This is a genomic window from Burkholderia sp. KBS0801 (genome assembly GCF_005937855.2).
In the GTDB taxonomy this organism is placed as follows: Bacteria; Pseudomonadota; Gammaproteobacteria; order Burkholderiales; family Burkholderiaceae; genus Burkholderia; species Burkholderia ambifaria.
The window spans coordinates 2,122,925-2,139,443 of the sequence record NZ_CP042177.1 but is presented as its reverse complement, the minus strand read 5'-3'; the positions used below and the strand labels follow the sequence as shown (position 1 = coordinate 2,139,443).

The 16,519-nt window shown below is 67.8% G+C and carries 16 protein-coding genes; 11 read left to right on the top strand and 5 right to left on the bottom strand.

The features are described from left to right. The first annotated feature begins 17 nt into the window (after positions 1–17). The 5 genes from FFI87_RS10140 to guaA all read left to right on the top strand — a co-directional run bounded on the left by FFI87_RS10140 (position 18) and on the right by guaA (position 5,693). Complete coding sequence (locus FFI87_RS10140; RefSeq protein WP_138847530.1) at positions 18–782, top strand: DUF899 domain-containing protein; 765 nt, start codon at positions 18–20, stop codon at positions 780–782. Between the two features lie 30 nt (positions 783–812). After that, positions 813–1,634, top strand: coding sequence for a DUF2182 domain-containing protein (locus FFI87_RS10135; protein WP_138847531.1), 822 nt, complete (start codon positions 813–815; stop codon positions 1,632–1,634). Between the two features lie 265 nt (positions 1,635–1,899). Further along, positions 1,900–3,360, top strand: a complete 1,461-nt coding sequence (guaB, locus tag FFI87_RS10130) for an IMP dehydrogenase (protein WP_006761441.1) — start codon at positions 1,900–1,902, stop codon at positions 3,358–3,360. Positions 3,361–3,366: 6 nt separating this feature from the next. Then, a complete protein-coding gene (locus tag FFI87_RS10125; protein ID WP_138847532.1) occupies positions 3,367–3,966 on the top strand; it encodes a hypothetical protein in 600 nt (199 codons plus the stop codon). A 107-nt stretch (positions 3,967–4,073) separates the two neighbouring features. Continuing rightward, positions 4,074–5,693, top strand: a complete 1,620-nt coding sequence (gene guaA, locus FFI87_RS10120) for a glutamine-hydrolyzing GMP synthase (protein ID WP_138847533.1) — start codon at positions 4,074–4,076, stop codon at positions 5,691–5,693. A gap of 109 nt (positions 5,694–5,802) precedes the next feature. Here guaA and FFI87_RS10115 read toward each other — a convergent pair whose 3' ends face one another. From FFI87_RS10115 to FFI87_RS10095, 5 genes are all read right to left on the bottom strand, one after another. After that, the gene (locus FFI87_RS10115) at positions 5,803–6,123 is read right to left on the bottom strand and encodes a gamma-butyrobetaine hydroxylase-like domain-containing protein (RefSeq protein WP_012364115.1); all 321 of its coding nucleotides are present in this window, start codon (positions 6,121–6,123) and stop codon (positions 5,803–5,805) included. Continuing rightward, positions 6,120–7,115, bottom strand: coding sequence for a HEAT repeat domain-containing protein (locus FFI87_RS10110; RefSeq protein WP_138847534.1), 996 nt, complete (start codon positions 7,113–7,115; stop codon positions 6,120–6,122). The genes FFI87_RS10115 and FFI87_RS10110 overlap by 4 nt, the downstream gene beginning before the upstream one ends. Positions 7,116–7,254: 139 nt before the next feature. Further along, positions 7,255–7,500: a ferredoxin family protein gene (locus FFI87_RS10105; protein ID WP_006755644.1), complete on the bottom strand. Its 246-nt coding sequence runs from the start codon at positions 7,498–7,500 to the stop codon at positions 7,255–7,257. 17 nt (positions 7,501–7,517) lie between these two features. Then, positions 7,518–9,257 carry a fumarate reductase/succinate dehydrogenase flavoprotein subunit gene (locus FFI87_RS10100; RefSeq protein WP_138847535.1) on the bottom strand — a complete coding sequence of 580 codons (1,740 nt, stop codon included), beginning with the start codon at positions 9,255–9,257 and terminating at the stop codon, positions 7,518–7,520. Beyond that, the gene (locus tag FFI87_RS10095; protein WP_138847536.1) at positions 9,254–10,024 is read right to left on the bottom strand and encodes a GntR family transcriptional regulator; all 771 of its coding nucleotides are present in this window, start codon (positions 10,022–10,024) and stop codon (positions 9,254–9,256) included. The genes FFI87_RS10100 and FFI87_RS10095 overlap by 4 nt, the downstream gene beginning before the upstream one ends. Positions 10,025–10,329: 305 nt before the next feature. On the opposite strand from FFI87_RS10095, the gene FFI87_RS10090 reads away from it, so the two are divergent. The 6 genes from FFI87_RS10090 (at position 10,330) to FFI87_RS10060 (ending at position 16,510) form a co-directional block, all read left to right on the top strand. Then, positions 10,330–11,547 (top strand): MFS transporter, encoded by a 1,218-nt coding sequence (locus tag FFI87_RS10090; RefSeq protein WP_138847537.1) that lies wholly within the window; start codon positions 10,330–10,332, stop codon positions 11,545–11,547. Between the two features lie 284 nt (positions 11,548–11,831). Next, positions 11,832–12,233, top strand: coding sequence for a DnaJ family domain-containing protein (locus FFI87_RS10085; protein WP_006760552.1), 402 nt, complete (start codon positions 11,832–11,834; stop codon positions 12,231–12,233). Next, the gene (gene tadA, locus FFI87_RS10080; RefSeq protein ID WP_175711078.1) at positions 12,230–12,811 is read left to right on the top strand and encodes a tRNA adenosine(34) deaminase TadA; all 582 of its coding nucleotides are present in this window, start codon (positions 12,230–12,232) and stop codon (positions 12,809–12,811) included. The genes FFI87_RS10085 and tadA overlap by 4 nt, the downstream gene beginning before the upstream one ends. A gap of 113 nt (positions 12,812–12,924) precedes the next feature. Next, positions 12,925–13,863, top strand: coding sequence for a muramoyltetrapeptide carboxypeptidase (ldcA, locus tag FFI87_RS10075; RefSeq protein WP_012364109.1), 939 nt, complete (start codon positions 12,925–12,927; stop codon positions 13,861–13,863). A 308-nt stretch (positions 13,864–14,171) separates the two neighbouring features. Continuing rightward, positions 14,172–14,876 carry a GntR family transcriptional regulator gene (locus tag FFI87_RS10065; protein ID WP_012364108.1) on the top strand — a complete coding sequence of 235 codons (705 nt, stop codon included), beginning with the start codon at positions 14,172–14,174 and terminating at the stop codon, positions 14,874–14,876. 149 nt (positions 14,877–15,025) lie between these two features. Beyond that, the gene (locus tag FFI87_RS10060; protein WP_138847538.1) at positions 15,026–16,510 is read left to right on the top strand and encodes an NCS1 family nucleobase:cation symporter-1; all 1,485 of its coding nucleotides are present in this window, start codon (positions 15,026–15,028) and stop codon (positions 16,508–16,510) included. Positions 16,511–16,519: the final 9 nt, after the last annotated feature.

Here is a 16,519-nt window from a genome sequence, read left to right as displayed (position 1 = left end):
CCAAGGAGGAACCCGCAATGACGACCCATCTCACCGGAACACGCGCCGAATGGCTGGCCGCGCGCCGCGCGCTGCTCGACGCGGAAAAGACACTGACACGGCAGAGCGACGAGCTCGCGCGGCGGCGCCAGGCGCTGCCGTGGGTGCGCGTCGACAAGACCTACCGGTTCGATACCGAACACGGCCCGGCGACGCTCGACGACCTGTTCGGCGGCCGCTCGCAGCTGCTCGTCTATCACTTCATGTTCGGCCCCGACTACAAGGCCGGCTGCCCGTCGTGCTCGGCGCTGGCCGATGGCTTCGACGGCTTCGCGGTCCACCTCGCGAACCACGACGTGACGCTCGCCGCGGTGTCGCGCGCGCCGCTCGCGAAGCTGCTCGCGTACCGGCAGCGGATGGGCTGGCGCTTTCCGTGGGCATCGTCGGACGGCGGCGCGTTCAATTTCGACTTCAACGTGTCGTTCACCGAAGCGCAGCAGCGCGCGGGCGACGTCGAATACAACTACGCGCGGGCCGGCCACGCGATGGACATGGACCCCCCGCCGGCCGCCGTCGCGCAGTTCGCGGCGACGTGCGGCACCGACGCCGCCACGTACTCGCGCGACCGGCCGGGGATGAGCGCGTTCGTGCGCGAGGACGGCGTCGTCTATCACACGTATTCGACCTACGCGCGCGGGCTCGACGGACTGTGGGGCATGTACCAGTGGCTCGATCGCGCGCCGCTCGGGCGCAACGAGACGGGCGTGTGGTGGCGTCGTCATGACGAATACGCACGCGGTTGAGTGCGGGTGGAACCGCAACGGGAGCGAGTGATGGACATCGCGACGAAACCGGCTGCGACCGGCGCTGCGGCTGGCGGCAGGCTCGCGTTCGGCGCGGCGCTCGCCGCGGTGTTCGCCGCCGCCGTGTGGGCGACGCTCGCGCAGCACGCGTCGATGGATGCGATCGGCGGCATGCCGATGGCGGGCGGCTGGACGCTGTCGGCCGCGTGGCTCCGGCCGTGCGGATGGCGGGCAGGGCGCGCGGTCGCCGGGTTCGCCGGCATGTGGGGCGCGATGACGGTGACGATGATGCTGCCGGTGCTGGCGCCAATGCTCTGGCGATATCGGCAAAGCCTCGGCCCGGTGGGCGACGCGCGTGCGGCATGGTTCGTCGCGATCGTGGGCGCCGGGTATTTCTCGGTGTGGATGACGGTCGGTGCGGTGGTGTTTCCTGTCGGCGCGGCGTTGGCGGCGGCCGCCACGCGGCTGTCCGCACTTGCTGCCGCGATGCCGTTTGCTGCCGGAGCGGTCATGCTTGGCGCCGGCGTGCTGCAGTTTTCCGGCTGGAAGATGCGCCGGCTCGCCTGCTGCCGGCATGCACCGGATGACGAAGGTGCGCGGCGGGCGGGGGCCGGCGCCGCATGGCGGCACGGCGTGCGGGTTGCCCTGCGGTGCGGCGCCTGCTGCGGGAACCTGATGGCCGTTGCACTGGCGGCCGGCATGATGGATCTGCGCGTGATGTCGGTCGTGACGGTGGCCATCGCCGCCGAGCGGCTGGTTCCGGCGGGCGAGCGCGTCGCGCGGATCGTCGGAGGCGTCGCGACCGGCGCCGGAGCAGCGACGATCGCGTGCGCCGCGGCGGGGCTCGCCTAGCGGCGCTCGAGGCCGCCGACGCGCATCGAGCGGGGGCGCCTTCGGTTGCCGCGTTGTACGGCAATGACGCTCGATCGGCCCGAATTCCGGCCGGCTGCGCGAATGGGTCGATGCCCGGGTGAAACGAAAAGCGATCGAAAACGAACCGAACGGCGATCCGAACGATTCGGCCCCCGAACGCTCGAAGGCGGCTAACCCGTTGTTCGTGTTGTGAAAATTCGCAGCGCTTCGCGTATAATTCGCTTTTGCGCCCATAGGATTTGCCATGCGTCTGATCCAAAAAGCACTCACTTTCGATGACGTGCTCCTCGTTCCTGCCTTCTCCGACGTTCTCCCGCGTGACACCAGCCTGAAGACCAAGCTGACCCGCAACATCTCCCTGAACATGCCGCTCGTGTCCGCCGCGATGGACACGGTCACCGAAGGTCGCCTCGCGATCGCGATGGCGCAGCAGGGTGGTGTGGGTATCGTCCACAAGAACCTCACGCCGGCCGAGCAGGCCCGCGAGGTGGCGAAAGTCAAGCGTTTCGAATCGGGCGTCGTGCGCGACCCGATCACGGTTCCGCCGCAGATGAAGGTGCGCGACGTGATCGCGCTGTCGCGTCAGCATGGCATCTCGGGCTTCCCGGTCGTCGAAGGCCCGCAGCTCGTCGGCATCGTCACGAACCGCGACCTGCGTTTCGAATCGCGCCTCGACGAACCGGTCAAATCGATCATGACGCCGCGCGAGCGTCTCGTCACGGTCAAGGAAGGCACGCCGCTCGCCGAAGCGAAGGCGCTGATGCACAGCCACCGCCTCGAGCGCGTGCTGGTCGTCAACGACGCGTTCGAACTGCGCGGCCTGATGACCGTCAAGGACATCACGAAGCAGACCGAACATCCGGATGCGTGCAAGGACGAACACGGCAAGCTGCGCGCAGGCGCGGCGGTCGGCGTCGGCCCCGACAACGAAGAGCGCGTCGAGCTGCTGGTGCAGGCCGGCGTCGACGTGATCGTCGTCGACACCGCGCATGGTCACAGCAAGGGCGTGCTGGAGCGCGTGCGCTGGGTCAAGCAGAACTTCCCGCACGTCGAGGTGATCGGCGGCAACATCGCGACGGCAGCTGCCGCGAAGGCGCTCGTCGAATACGGCGCGGACGCGGTCAAGGTCGGTATCGGCCCGGGCTCGATCTGCACGACGCGGATCGTCGCGGGCGTCGGCGTGCCGCAGATCAGCGCGATCGCGAACGTGTCGGAAGCGCTGAAGGGCACCGGCGTGCCGTGCATCGCCGACGGCGGCGTGCGTTTCTCGGGTGACGTGTCGAAGGCCCTCGCGGCCGGCGCGAACGCGGTGATGATGGGCAGCATGTTCGCGGGCACCGAAGAGGCGCCCGGCGACGTGTTCCTGTATCAGGGCCGCCAGTACAAGTCGTATCGCGGCATGGGTTCGGTCGGCGCGATGAAGGACGGCGCGGCGGACCGCTACTTCCAGGACAACTCCGCGAACATCGACAAGCTCGTGCCGGAAGGCATCGAAGGCCGCGTCGCGTACAAGGGCTCGGTCAACGCGATCCTGTTCCAGCTGGTCGGCGGCGTGCGCGCGAGCATGGGCTACTGCGGCTGCCGCACGATCGACGAGCTGCACGACAAGGCCGAATTCGTCCAGATCACCGCGGCGGGCATGCGCGAGTCGCACGTGCACGACGTGCAGATCACGAAGGAAGCACCGAACTACCACGTGGACTGATCGCCGATGAAACCGCTGCTGCGAGCCGTGCTGATCGTCGATGCCATGCTGCTGCTGGGGTTCGGCGTGCTGTTCGTGCTGACACCCTGGCAGGCGCTGTTCAACGCGCTGCAACTCGCGAACATCCAGCCGGCGATGCTCGGCCAGGCGTTCGGCATCGCGCTGCTCGGGCTCGCGTGGCTCGCGTTCCATGCGGCGGTCAACGGCGAACTCACGACGCCGGTCGCGCGCGTGGTCGGCCATGTGAACTGGCTGATCGGCGTGCTGACGGTCGTGTGGTCGTTCGGCACCGGCAACGGTCCCGCGCTCGCGGCCGCTGGCCGCGTGCTGTCGGCGATGGCCGGTATTGCGCTGATCGTGCTCGGCCTCGGCGGCGTGCGGCTCGCATCGGCCGTGCGGCGGCGCGAGAAGGCGCTGGTGCTCGAGGCCCGCGATGCGAAGCGTCCGGTCGAACCGGCGCCGGCCTCCGCACCGCAGCAGCGGGTCGAACCGGTCGTCGGCCGTCCGGTCGCGCCTGCGGCGCCGGCCGCGGCAGCCACGCCGGCCGCATCCGACCGATTGTCAGGCAGCGTCGCATTCGACGCGCGCCCGCCGTCGCGGGATTGACCGGCGATGCGTCGCGCGAGCCGCCTGCCGCCCGACGCCGTTGTCCCTGTTATTGACGCAGCGCTTCGTGCGCTGCTTTTCTTATTCTCTTCATCCCGTCCGCAGCCATGCACGACAAAATCCTGATTCTCGACTTCGGTTCGCAAGTCACCCAACTGATCGCGCGCCGCGTGCGCGAAGCGCACGTCTACTGCGAAATCCACCCGAACGACGTGTCCGACGAGTTCGTCCGCGAGTTCGCGCCGAAGGCGGTGATCCTGTCGGGCAGCCACGCGAGCACGTACGAAGACCATCAACTGCGCGCGCCGCAGGCTGTTTGGGATCTCGGCGTGCCGGTGCTCGGCATCTGCTACGGCATGCAGACGATGGCCGTGCAGCTCGGTGGCAAGGTCGAGTGGAGCGACCACCGCGAGTTCGGCTACGCGGAAATGCGCGCGCACGGCCATACGCGCCTGCTGGACGGCATCGAGGATTTCATGACGGCCGAAGGCCACGGCATGCTGAAGGTCTGGATGAGCCACGGCGACAAGGTTGCCGAGCTGCCGCCGGGCTTCGCGCTGATGGCGTCGACGCCGAGCTGCCCGATCGCCGGCATGGCCGACGAGGCGCGCGGTTACTACGCGGTGCAGTTCCACCCGGAAGTCACGCACACGGTGAAGGGCCGCCAGATCATCGAACGCTTCGTGCTGCAGATCGCCGGCGCGAAGCCCGACTGGATCATGAGCAACCACATCGAGGAAGCCGTCGCGAAGATTCGCGAGCAGGTCGGTGACGAGGAAGTGATTCTCGGCCTGTCGGGCGGCGTCGATTCGAGCGTCGCGGCCGCGCTGATCCACCGCGCGATCGGCGACCAGCTGACCTGCGTGTTCGTCGACCACGGCCTGCTGCGCCTGAACGAGGGCAAGATGGTGCTCGACATGTTCGAGGGCCGCCTGCATGCGAAGGTCGTGCACGTCGACGCATCCGAGCAGTTCCTCGGCCACCTGACCGGGGTGACCGATCCGGAAGCGAAGCGCAAGATCATCGGCCGTGAATTCGTCGAGGTGTTCCAGGCCGAAGCGAAGAAGCTGTCGAAGGCGAAGTGGCTTGCGCAGGGCACGATCTATCCGGACGTGGTCGAGTCGGGCGGCACGAAGACGAAGAAAGCGACGACGATCAAGAGCCACCACAACGTCGGCGGCCTGCCGGAAACACTCGGCCTGAAGCTGCTCGAACCGCTGCGCGACCTGTTCAAGGACGAAGTGCGCGAACTGGGCGTCGCGCTCGGTCTGCCGCCGGAGATGGTGTACCGCCATCCGTTCCCGGGCCCGGGCCTCGGCGTGCGGATTCTCGGCGAAGTGAAGCGCGAATACGCGGACTTGCTGCGTCGCGCGGATGCGATCTTCATCGAGGAACTGCGCGGCACGACCGCGACGACGCAGGACGCGGCAGCCGGCCTGTGCGGCGAGGCCGACGTCGGCAAGACCTGGTACGACCTGACGAGTCAGGCATTCGCGGTGTTCCTGCCGGTGAAGTCGGTCGGCGTGATGGGCGATGGCCGCACGTACGACTACGTGACGTCGCTGCGCGCGGTGCAGACCACCGATTTCATGACCGCGCACTGGGCGCACCTGCCGTACGCGCTGCTCGGCCGTGCGTCGAACCGGATCATCAACGAGGTGCGCGGGATCAACCGTGTGGTGTACGACATCTCGGGCAAGCCGCCGGCGACGATCGAATGGGAGTGATGCGGCGCCGAGGCGTGCCTCGGTAGCCAATCACGGCATCGGACGATGCGAACGCCCGGCAGGGGAACCTGCCGGGCGTTTTTTGTGCCGTGCGAGCCGGGATGGCATCTCAGCGCTGCGTCGACAAGCAGGCGGTCGTATCCGCCCGGTCTTTACCGAGTTCCGCCAGATACGGCCACGGATAGATGCCGCGTGCATGACCGTCGCCGAACAGCAGGCGGATGCCGTAGCCGGCGGCTTCCACGCCGTCCAGCGTCAGGCCGGGTTGCGCGGTGACCCGACCGCCACCGAGACGGATCTTCCGGCATCCGGCGCACGGGCAATCGCTGCGCAACCGCGCATAGCCGATGCGTTGCGTGTCGCCGTCCGGCCAGTGCAGCACCAACGCACGCGCCGCATGATCGACGCGGATCTCGGTCGGCATCATCATCGTGCGTCATCTCCGACCTGCGCGATCGCGATCCGCACGGCCTTGCGCACCTCGGGATCGCGATCGTCCAGCGCGCCGCGCAGCGCGGGCAGCGTCGCCGGATCGCGCAGCTCGCCAAGCGCGAGTGCCGCCTCCTTGCGCAGGTTGCTGATCGCATGCGACAGCAGTCCGACGACGGCCGGCGCCGTAGCCGCGTCGCGCAATTGCCCGAGTGCGCGCACCGCACGCAAGCGCACCTGCCAGTAATCGTCGTCGAGCGCGGCGACGAGCTGCGCGCGTGCAGCCGCGACACGCAGCTTGCCGAGCGTCGCGGCGGCTTCCTCGCGTACCTGCCACGCGGCGTCGCGTAGCACCGCCAGCAACGCGGTGACGACGGCCGCGTCGTCGGGCGCCGCGAATCCCACCGCTCCGATCGCGATGCGCCGCACGTCCGCTTGCGTGTCGGTCGTTGCGATGCGCGCGAGCGGCGGCAGCGCGCGGACGTCCTTGAGCCAGCCGAGCACGGCGACGGCCTCGGCGCGCACGGCCGGCACCGGCGCGTCGAGCGCGCGTAGCGCCGGCGCGAATGCGGCGGGATCGCGCAGTTCGCGCAAGCCGCGCAGCACGGCGACGAGCACGAACGGTTCGGCGTGTTCGGCCCAGCGGCACAGCACGGCGCCGGACGCGACGTCCTTCAGTTCGGACAGGCTTTGCGCGGCGATCGCGCGCACGCCGTCGTCGGGATCGAGCAGCGCACGGCACAGCGCATCGACGACATCGGGTTGTTCCCACGCGGCAAGCACACGTGCGGCTTCGCCGCGTACGTCCGCGGACGGATCGTCGCGCAGCGCCGCGACGAAGGTCGGCACGAGCGCGGGATCCTCGAGATCGGCGAGTTCGAGCAGCGCAATGCGGCGCACCGATGCATCGGCTGCGGCAACGCGCGAGACGAGCGCGGCATGGTCGGAATCGTGTGCGTCCGGCAGCGGGAAAGTAGGGGAAGAAGCGGTCATGGTTGAAAACTCGTAGCAGTCCGGCGCGTGGGGCAAAGCAGCGCCAGGCAGCAGCGCGTGATGTCGACGCACGCGCAGCGCAGGTTTCATGTGTCGTGAGCACGGTAGTGGGAAAGCGCCGCGCCGGCGGCGCGCGGCATCAGCGCAGCAGGTACGGAATGTCCACCTTGACCGCGCCGGTCGGGCAATCGCGTTCGCATGGCATGCAGTACCAGCATTCGTCGAACTGCATGTACGCCTTGCCCTTGGTCACGTCGATCGCGAGCAGGTCGAGCGGGCACACGTCGACGCAGACGGTGCAGCCCTTGTCGGCGATGCAGCGGTCCTCGTCGATCGTCACGGGCGCGCTGCTGCGCAGGAAGATGTCGTGCGGGGTATGGGGCACGGTAAGGCTCCTCGGAGTCAGAGTACGGCCGCGCGTGCGGCCGGTTCGCGGATGCGCAACTGCGCGTACGCGCCGCGTTCGTCGTCGGCAAGCGGCACGACATAGGGTTCGACCGACCGCTTCTCGCTGCGCATCGTGCCGTCGACGCCTTTGCGCAGCCAGGTGTGGCAGAACCATTCGGCGTCGTTGCGATGCGGGAAGTCGACGCGATGGTGATACAGTCCCCAGCGGCTCTCGGTGCGAAACAGCGACGCCCGCGCGGCCATCTCGGCGCAGTCGCGGATCGCGCGCACTTCGGCCGCGCGCATCAGTTCATGCGGGTGATCCGCCTTGATTTCTTCGATATCCTCAGTAATTCCGTCAAAACGTTGCAGGCCGATTTCCATCTTGCGCGTCACCTTCGGTGGTTGAAGATAGTCGTTCACCATGCGGCGCAGCTTGTATTCGACCTGCGCCGGCGCGAGGCCGCGCTCGCGCGTGAGCGGCGCGAGCACGCGGGTGCGTTCGGCGGCGACCTGTTCGTCGTCCACCGGCGCGTGATCGCGGCCGGCCACGTAGTCGGCGGCGTTCTGCCCGGCGAACCAGCCGTAGGTGAACGCGCCGAGCATGTAGTTGTGCGGGACGGCCGCCATGTCGCCGGCCGCGTAGAGCCCCGGCACGGTCGTTTCCGCGCGCGCATTCACGTACACGCCGGACGCGCTGTGGCCGCTGCACAAACCGATCTCGGAGATGTGCATCTCGACCATCTGGCGCCGGTAGTCGGTGCCGCGTCCCGCATGGAAGCGGCCGCGGCTCGGCCGCTCGTTCGTGTGCAGGATCTGCTCGATGGTCTGGATCGTTTCCTCGGCGAGGTGGTCGAGCTTCAGGAACACCGGACCGTTGCCGCTTTGCAGTTCCTGGTAGAACTCCCACATCATCTGGCCGCTCCAGTAGTCGCACTCGATGAAGCGCTCGCCCTTGCCGTTCGCGGTGAAGCCGCCGAGCGGGCCCGTCACGTACGCGCAGGCCGGGCCGTTGTAGTCCTTGATCAGCGGGTTGATCTGGAAGCACTCGAGGTTCGCGAGCGCCGCGCCCGCGTGGTACGCCATCGCGTAGCCGTCGCCCGCGTTGGTCGGGTTCTCGTACGTGCCCATCAGGTAGCCGGACGCCGGCAGCCCGAGACGGCCGGCCGCGCCGCAGCACAGGACCACGGCCTTCGCGCGGATCACGTGAAAATCGGCGGTGCGGCAGTCGAAGCCGAGCACGCCGCTCGCGCGGCCCTGCGCGTCGGTCAGCACGCGCGTCGCGACGATCCGGTTCGTGATCGCGATGCGCGCGCGCTTCAGCTGCCGGTACAGCACCTTCTTGATGTCGTGTCCTTCCGGCATCGGCAGCACGTACGAACCCATGTGGTGCACCTTCTTCACCGCGTAGTCGCCGGTGCCGTCCTTTTCGAACTTCACGCCCCAGCGGTCGAGCTGCTCGATTGTCGCGAAGCTGTGCGTCGCATATGCGTAGACGGCTTCCTGGTCGACGATCCCGTCGTTGGCGATCGTGATCTCGCGCGTGTACTGCTCGGGCGTCGCATGGCCGGGGATCACCGCGTTGTTCAGGCCGTCCATCCCCATCGAGATCGCGCCGCTGCGTTTCACGTTGGCCTTCTCCAGCAGCAGCACGCGCAGCGACGGGTCGCGCTCCTTGGCCTTGATCGCAGCCATCGGGCCGGCCGTGCCGCCGCCGACCACGACGATGTCGTATTCGAGTACATGGGTATTCATTGCGGGTTCCTTGCAGGTTGGAGCGCCTTCTGCCGATCGATGCGCAACCGGTACTGGAAGGCGTCGCCGCGGAAGTACAGGTGTTCGTAGTCGATCGGCGTACCCGACGCGTCATGCGTCAGACGCTCGATCCGCAGCACCGGGCTGCTTTCCTCGACGCGCAGCGCATCGACGATTTCATCGTCGGCGAGGATCGCGTCGATCGACACGTCGGCGTGGCCGAGCGGCACGCCGCAATCGTTCTCGAGGATCAGGAAGATGTCGCGGGTCGCGAGATCCGCGCCCGCGAGCCGCTTGCCGAGCGCCTCGGGCACCCATGTCTGTTCGAGCGACACGGGCTCGCGGTTGAGCATCCGCACGCGGTGGATCTCGACGAGCGCCGCGCCTTCCGGCACGTTCAGCTTCGTTGCGAGATGGCGGTCGGCCTTCATGGTGCGAACGCTGCGCAGCTGGTTGACGATCTCGTAGCCCATCGACGACATCGCCTCGGCGAAGCCCTGCAGCGACGTCACGTTCTGGAACGCCTTCGGCTTCGACACGAAGGTGCCCTTGCCGTGCAACTTGAACAGCAGGCCTTCCTTCTGCAGGTCGCCGAGCGCCTGACGCACCGTGATGCGGCTCACGTCGAACATCGCGCACAGTTCGTGCTCGGACGGCATCCTGCTGTGCGGCGCATGGGTGCCGTCGAGGATCCGTGCGCGCAGCGTGTCCTTGATCTGCACGTAGAGCGGGGCCGCCGACAGCGGCACGACGTTGGGTGGGGTCATCGGTCAACTTGTTATGACAAGATGGCTCGAGTGTAGTGAGCGCGCTCGCGCGTCCCAACCAACGATTTCTGATTTCGACTTTCCGATTCCGGAAAAGGGGCGCGGCGGCGCGGCCGATGCGCGTCGGGATTTGCCCCCGGTCGGTCGCTCGCAGTGGCCGACGATCGGACATTCGCGCTGGCCGGCGTCGTGCGTGTCGATTTTCCGGTACGCCGTTCGTCGTGTTGATATCGACCGGGCTGGCCGGGCGGCCGCGGTCCGGTTCCTGATCGATGCCTGTACGACGGAGAGAAAGGAGAGACCAGATGCCTGATTCCCGCTATCGTTGGGTGATCGTCGCCGCGGGCGGCCTGATGGGCTGCATCGCGATCGGCGCGATGTTCTCGCTGCCCGTGTTCCTGCGGGCCATTGCACGCGACACCGGCTGGTCGATGACCGGCATTTCCGCCGCGATGACGCTCGGCTTCATCGCGATGGCCTTCGCGAGCATCGGTTGGGGCAGCCTGTCGGACCGGATCGGCACGCGCGTGGTGGTCGTGACGGGCGCCGTGCTGCTGTCGGCGAGCCTGGCGCTCGCGAGCCGTGCACCGTCGCTGCTCGCGTTCCAGCTGATTTTCGGGCTGGCCGTCGGGAGTGCGACGGCCGCGGTGTTCGCGCCGATGATGGCCTGCGTGACCGGCTGGTTCGACACGCACCGCAGCCTCGCGGTATCGCTGGTGTCGGCCGGCATGGGCATGGCGCCGATGACGATGGCGCCGCTCGCGGCCTGGCTCGTGTCGGGTCACGGCTGGCGCACGTCGATGCTGGCGATCGCCGCGCTGGCCGCCGTCGTGATGATTCCGGCGTCGCTGCTCGTGCGCCGTGCGCCCGCGCTCGATGAGCCGCACGCGGGGCCGACGCCGGCGGGCGGGCCCGCGACCGCGCCGCTGTCGGTCGGCGGCGCGCTGCGCTCGCCGCAGTTCATCGTGCTGGTGCTGACCAACTTCTTCTGCTGCGCGACGCACTCCGGCCCGATCTTCCATACGGTCAGCTACGCGGTGACCTGCGGGATCCCGCTGATCGCCGCGGTGTCGATCTACAGCGTCGAGGGGCTCGCCGGCATGGGCGGACGCATCGCGTTCGGGCTGCTGGGCGACCGCCTCGGCGCGAAGCGCATGCTGGTGGCGGGGCTGCTCGCGCAGGCGCTGGGCGCGCTCGGCTATTACTTCGTGCGCACGCTGGACGGCTTCTACGCGGTCGCGACGCTGTTCGGCTTCATCTATGCGGGCGTGATGCCGCTCTATGCGGTGCTCGCGCGCGAGAACTTCCCGCTGCGGATGATGGGCACCGTGATCGGGGGCTGCGCGATGGCCGGCAGCCTCGGGATGGCGGCGGGGCCGGTCGCCGGCGGCCTGATCGTCGATGCGCTGGGTAGCTACGGCTGGCTGTACCTCGGATCGTTCGCGATCGGCATCGGCGCGTTCCTCGTCGCGATGATGTTCCGGCCGTTTCCCAAGGAACGTTCGCAGCCGGTTGCCGCATGACCTGGCCGCTCTGAAATGGCGATTTCCGCGAGATGACGACTGCGAGTTCGTGCCGACGAAAATAAAAAAAACCGGGGGCGGCGGCGCATGCACAAATCAGGCCACACACGCGCCAAATCCCCGCGAAGCCTGCTGCGGCGCAGCACAGCGGCAAGTCGCGGCGATCGGCATGCATGCGCGCGGATTCGGCCCCTAAAACCACAATATCGAGCATCCGTTCGAATGGCCTGTCATACACGCGTCACCCTGCTAGAATTCGGCTGCCGCATTGTTCCGATTGACTGATGAGACTGCTTGACGCACTGGTCGAACAACGAATCGCCGCCGCCGCCGCGCGGGGCGAGTTCGACGATTTGCCGGGTACCGGCGCGCCGCAGGCGCTGGATGACGACCTGCTCGTACCCGAGGAGGTGCGGGTGGCCAACCGTATCCTGAAGAACGCGGGCTTCGTGCCGCCGGCCGTCGAGCAACTGCGCGCGCTGCGCAACCTGCAGGACGAACTGCAGGCGGTCAGCGACCGCGCCGCGCGCTGTCGGCTGCAGGCGAAGATCCTCGCGCTCGACATGGCGCTCGAATCGCTGCGCGGCGGCCCGATGGTGATGCCGCGCGACTATTGCCGGCGCATCGCTGAGCGCCTCTGCGAGCGCGGGCTCGACGACATGCCCGCCGAAGCGGGGCCGATGTGAGCGTCGACGCGCTGCACGACGCGGCAGCCGGATCCGCTGCCTCTACCGATTCTCCCGTTCCCGAAGCCGCACCCGTGTCGGCGCGCGACCTGCATTTCATGCGTCTCGCGCAGGCCGCCGCCGACGAGGCGCGCGCGGCCGGTGAAGTGCCGGTCGGCGCGGTGCTGGTGTGCGGCGACGAGGTGATCGCGCGCGGCTTCAACCATCCGATCGGCGGGCACGACCCGTCGGCCCATGCGGAAATGGCCGCGCTGCGCATGGCCGCGCAGCATCTGCAGAACTACCGGATGCCCGGCTGCGAGCTGTACGTGACGCTCGAGCCATGCCTGATGTGCGCGGGCGCGATCATGCACGCCCGCATCGCACGGGTCGTCTACGGCGCCGCCGATCCGAAGACGGGCGCGTGCGGCAGCGTGATCGACGCGTTCGCGAATCCGCAGCTCAACCACCATACCGAGGTGACCGGCGGCGTGCTCGCCGACGAGTGCGGCGCCGCGCTGAAGTCGTTCTTCGCGGAACGCCGCCGCGCGCTGCGCGAAGCGCGGCTCGCCCGCGACGCCGAAGCCGGCGCGTCATAAGCACGCGCCCCCGAACGCGCCCGTCCCCCGAAGCGGGGCGGGCTGCCCGGTTCCGTGAACCCGAGACGGTTCGGACCCTCTAAGCAGGTTTGACGACCCTGAACCCTTCCGCCATGTCCTTCCAGCCCGCCGCGTCCTACACCATCCGCCTGCTGGCGCCGTCCGGTTATCCGCATGATCCCGACGCGATCAATCGCGCGCTCGAACGCCTGAGCGGCGCGCAACAGCGCATCGAGAACATCGAGGCGACGCAGCGCCGCTTTCAGCGCTTCGGCGGGACCGACGGCGAGCGGGCAGGCGACCTGAATCGGCTGGCGGATCCGGAGCGTGCGCTGCCGGACATCGGGCTCGCGGTGCGCGGTGGCTACGGTGCCGCCCGCATCCTGCACGGGCTCGACTATCGCGGGCTCGAGCGCCGCCTGCGCGACCAGCCGATCGCGCTGGTGGGCCACAGCGACTTCACCGCGGTCCAGCTCGCGCTGTACGCGAAGGCGCGCATCAAGACCTTCGGCGGCCCGATGCTGTCGGCCGACTTCGGCGCGGAAACACCGAGCGACTTCACGATGCAACACTTCTGGCAGACGCTGTCGCAGCCGACCACGACGATCATCACCGAAGCGCCGCAGGTGCAGACCGTGAACGTGACGGGCACGCTGTGGGGCGGCAACCTCGCGATCCTGACGTCGCTCGTCGGCACGCCGTACATGCCCGATATCGAAGGCGGCATCCTGTTCATCGAGGACGTCAACGAGCAGCCGTTCCGGATCGAACGGATGATCTATCAACTGCATCTGTCGGGGCTGCTCGCGCGCCAGCAGGCGCTCGTGCTCGGGCAGTTCACGGGCGCGCGGCCGTTCGACTACGACAACGGCTACGACATGCAGGCGATGATCGACCAGGTTCGCGCGGTGATCGGCATCCCGGTCGTGACGGGGCTGCAGTTCGGCCATGTGCCCGACCTGCTGACGCTGCCGTTCGGCGCGCAGGCGCAGCTCGTCGCGAATGCGCACGGTTTCCGGCTTACGCTGTCGGACTATCCATATCTCGGCTAAGCTGGGCAGGCACCATCGAAAGGCGGGGGTTCCCCGCCTTTTCTTTGAGTATGCGTGCAACTAACGGTCATAAATTTCCGTCACCACCGATCGGGTTTGTCTCATGGCGTGCACCATTTTTGTCAACAAAATAGCCGGAAGGGTATACACCGTAAGCCGCATTGAATAAGCGTGAAACGACCGGTGTGCCTGGGTTTCGTGCGCGATGCACGGATCTGGCGCGACGGCGTGCACACGGATTGTGCGAGTTTAGAGAAAAGAATTGTTGACAATCTTTATGTCCATCCTAGGATGAGGACCATCACACGATGCAGATCATGAACGAGCCCGATTCCCATGCGTCCGGTACAGCCGGCCCCGAAGCGATCGCCGAGCGGATCCGCACCGCGATCCTCGAGCATCGGCTCGCGCCCGGCGCGAAGCTGACGGAGGCGCAGCTCTGCGACGTGTTCGGCGTGAAGCGCGGGACGATCCGGCAGGCGCTCGCGCTGCTCGCGGCCGACAAGCTGGTCGATCTCGAGCCGAACCGCGGCGCGTTCGTCGCGAGTCCGACGCTGCAGGACGTGCACGAGGTGTTCGAGATGCGCCGGATCATCGAGCTGGCCGTCGTCGAGCGGCTCGCGACGGGGCCGGGCGCGAAGCGGCTGAAGGGCGTCGCCGCGCTGATCGACAAGGAACGCAAGGCGTTCGAGCGGCACGATTTCGCGGCGTGGATCCGCCTGTCGGGCGAATTCCATACGGCGCTCGCGGCGCTGACGGGCAATGCGACGCTTTGCGAGTGCCTCGACGGGCTCGTCGCACGCTCGACGCTGATGTCGGCACTGTACGAATCGCACGGGCGCAGCCCGTGCTCGTGCGATGACCACGACGAGATCCTGAGCGCGCTGGAAGCGGGGGATCCGAAGCGGGCGGTGACGCTGATGGCGCACCACCTGCAGCATGTCGAACTGAAGATGCTGGACCGGCCCGCGCAAGGGCAGGTCGATTTGCGCGAAGTGTTCGGCGGCGCCTGAGCGGCGACGCGAACCGGCCCGCGCGCCACACGACGAGAGCAATGCAGGCCGGCGGTTTGCGCCGCCGGCCGCCAGTCCGACTCCGGGCGACGATCCGGAGCGATATCGATGACGGTGGAGCGGCCGGGCGGCCGCGTCAAGGAGAAGTCATGGCTCAGTTCAGTGTGGCGCACGACAGCGCGTATCCGGCGGAAGAAGGCGGCGAGGGCGGCGGTTCCGCGTTGCCGGACGGTTACAGTCGACGTTTGTACAACGAAGATTTGGCACCCCTAAAGAATCAGACATGGGGTTCGTACAACATCTTCGCGTTCTGGATGTCGGACGTGCACAGTGTCGGCGGCTACGTGTTCGCAGGCAGCCTGTTCGCGCTCGGGCTGACGAGCTGGCAGGTGCTGATCGCACTGATCGTCGGCATCACGATCGTGAACCGGCTGTGCAATCTGATCGCGCGCCCGAGCCAGCAGATCGGCGTGCCGTATCCGGTCGCGTGCCGCGCGACGTTCGGCGTGCTCGGCGCGAACGTGCCGGCCGTGATCCGCGGGCTGATCGCGATCGCGTGGTACGGCATCCAGACCTATCTCGCGTCCAGCGCGCTCGTGATCGTCGTGCTGAAGTTCTTCCCGCAATGGCTGCCGTATGCGGACGTCCATCGTTACGGCTTCCTCGGGCTGTCCGCGGTCGGCTGGGCCGGCTTCATGCTGCTGTGGGTGCTGCAGGCGTTCGTGTTCTGGAACGGGATGGAGACGATCAAGAAGTTCATCGACTTCGCGGGCCCGGCCGTCTACGTCGTGATGTTCATCCTGGCCGGCTACATGGTATGGCGCGCGGGCTGGCGCAACATCGGCCTGAACCTCGGCGGCGTCAAGTATCACGGCGCGGAAGTGATTCCGGTGATGATCACGGCCGTGTCCCTCGTCGTGTCGTACTTCTCCGGGCCGATGCTGAACTTCGGCGACTTCTCGCGCTATTGCCGCTCGTTCGGCGACGTGAAGCGCGGCAACTTCTGGGGGTTGCCGGTCAACTTCCTCGCGTTCTCGCTCGTCACGGTGATCACGACGGCCGCGACGCTGCCGGTGTTCGGCGAACTGATCACCGACCCGGTCGCGACGGTCGGCCGCATCGATCATCCGACCGCGGTGATCCTCGGCGCGCTGACCTTCACGATCGCGACGATCGGCATCAACATCGTCGCGAACTTCGTGTCGCCCGCGTTCGACTTCTCGAACGTCGCGCCGCGGCTGATCAGCTGGCGCGCGGGCGGGATGCTCGCCGCCGTCGCGTCGATCTTCATCACGCCGTGGAACCTGTTCAACAACCCGGCCGTGATCCACTACACGCTCGACGTGCTCGGCGCATTCATCGGCCCGCTGTACGGCGTGCTGATCGCCGACTTCTATCTCGTCAAGCGCGGCCGCCTCGTGCGCGACGATCTGTACACGATGTCGGAGAGCGGCACCTACTGGTACACGGGCGGCGTGAACCGCCGCGCGCTCGCCGCGCTGCTGCCGGCCGCGGTGATCGCGGTCGTCTGCGTGATGGTGCCGGGCTGGCAGGCCGCCGCGAACTTCTCGTGGTTCATCGGCGCGGGGCTCGGCTTCGCGTTCTACCGGCTGCTCGTGAGCACGAAGGCCTGAGGAGCGCGC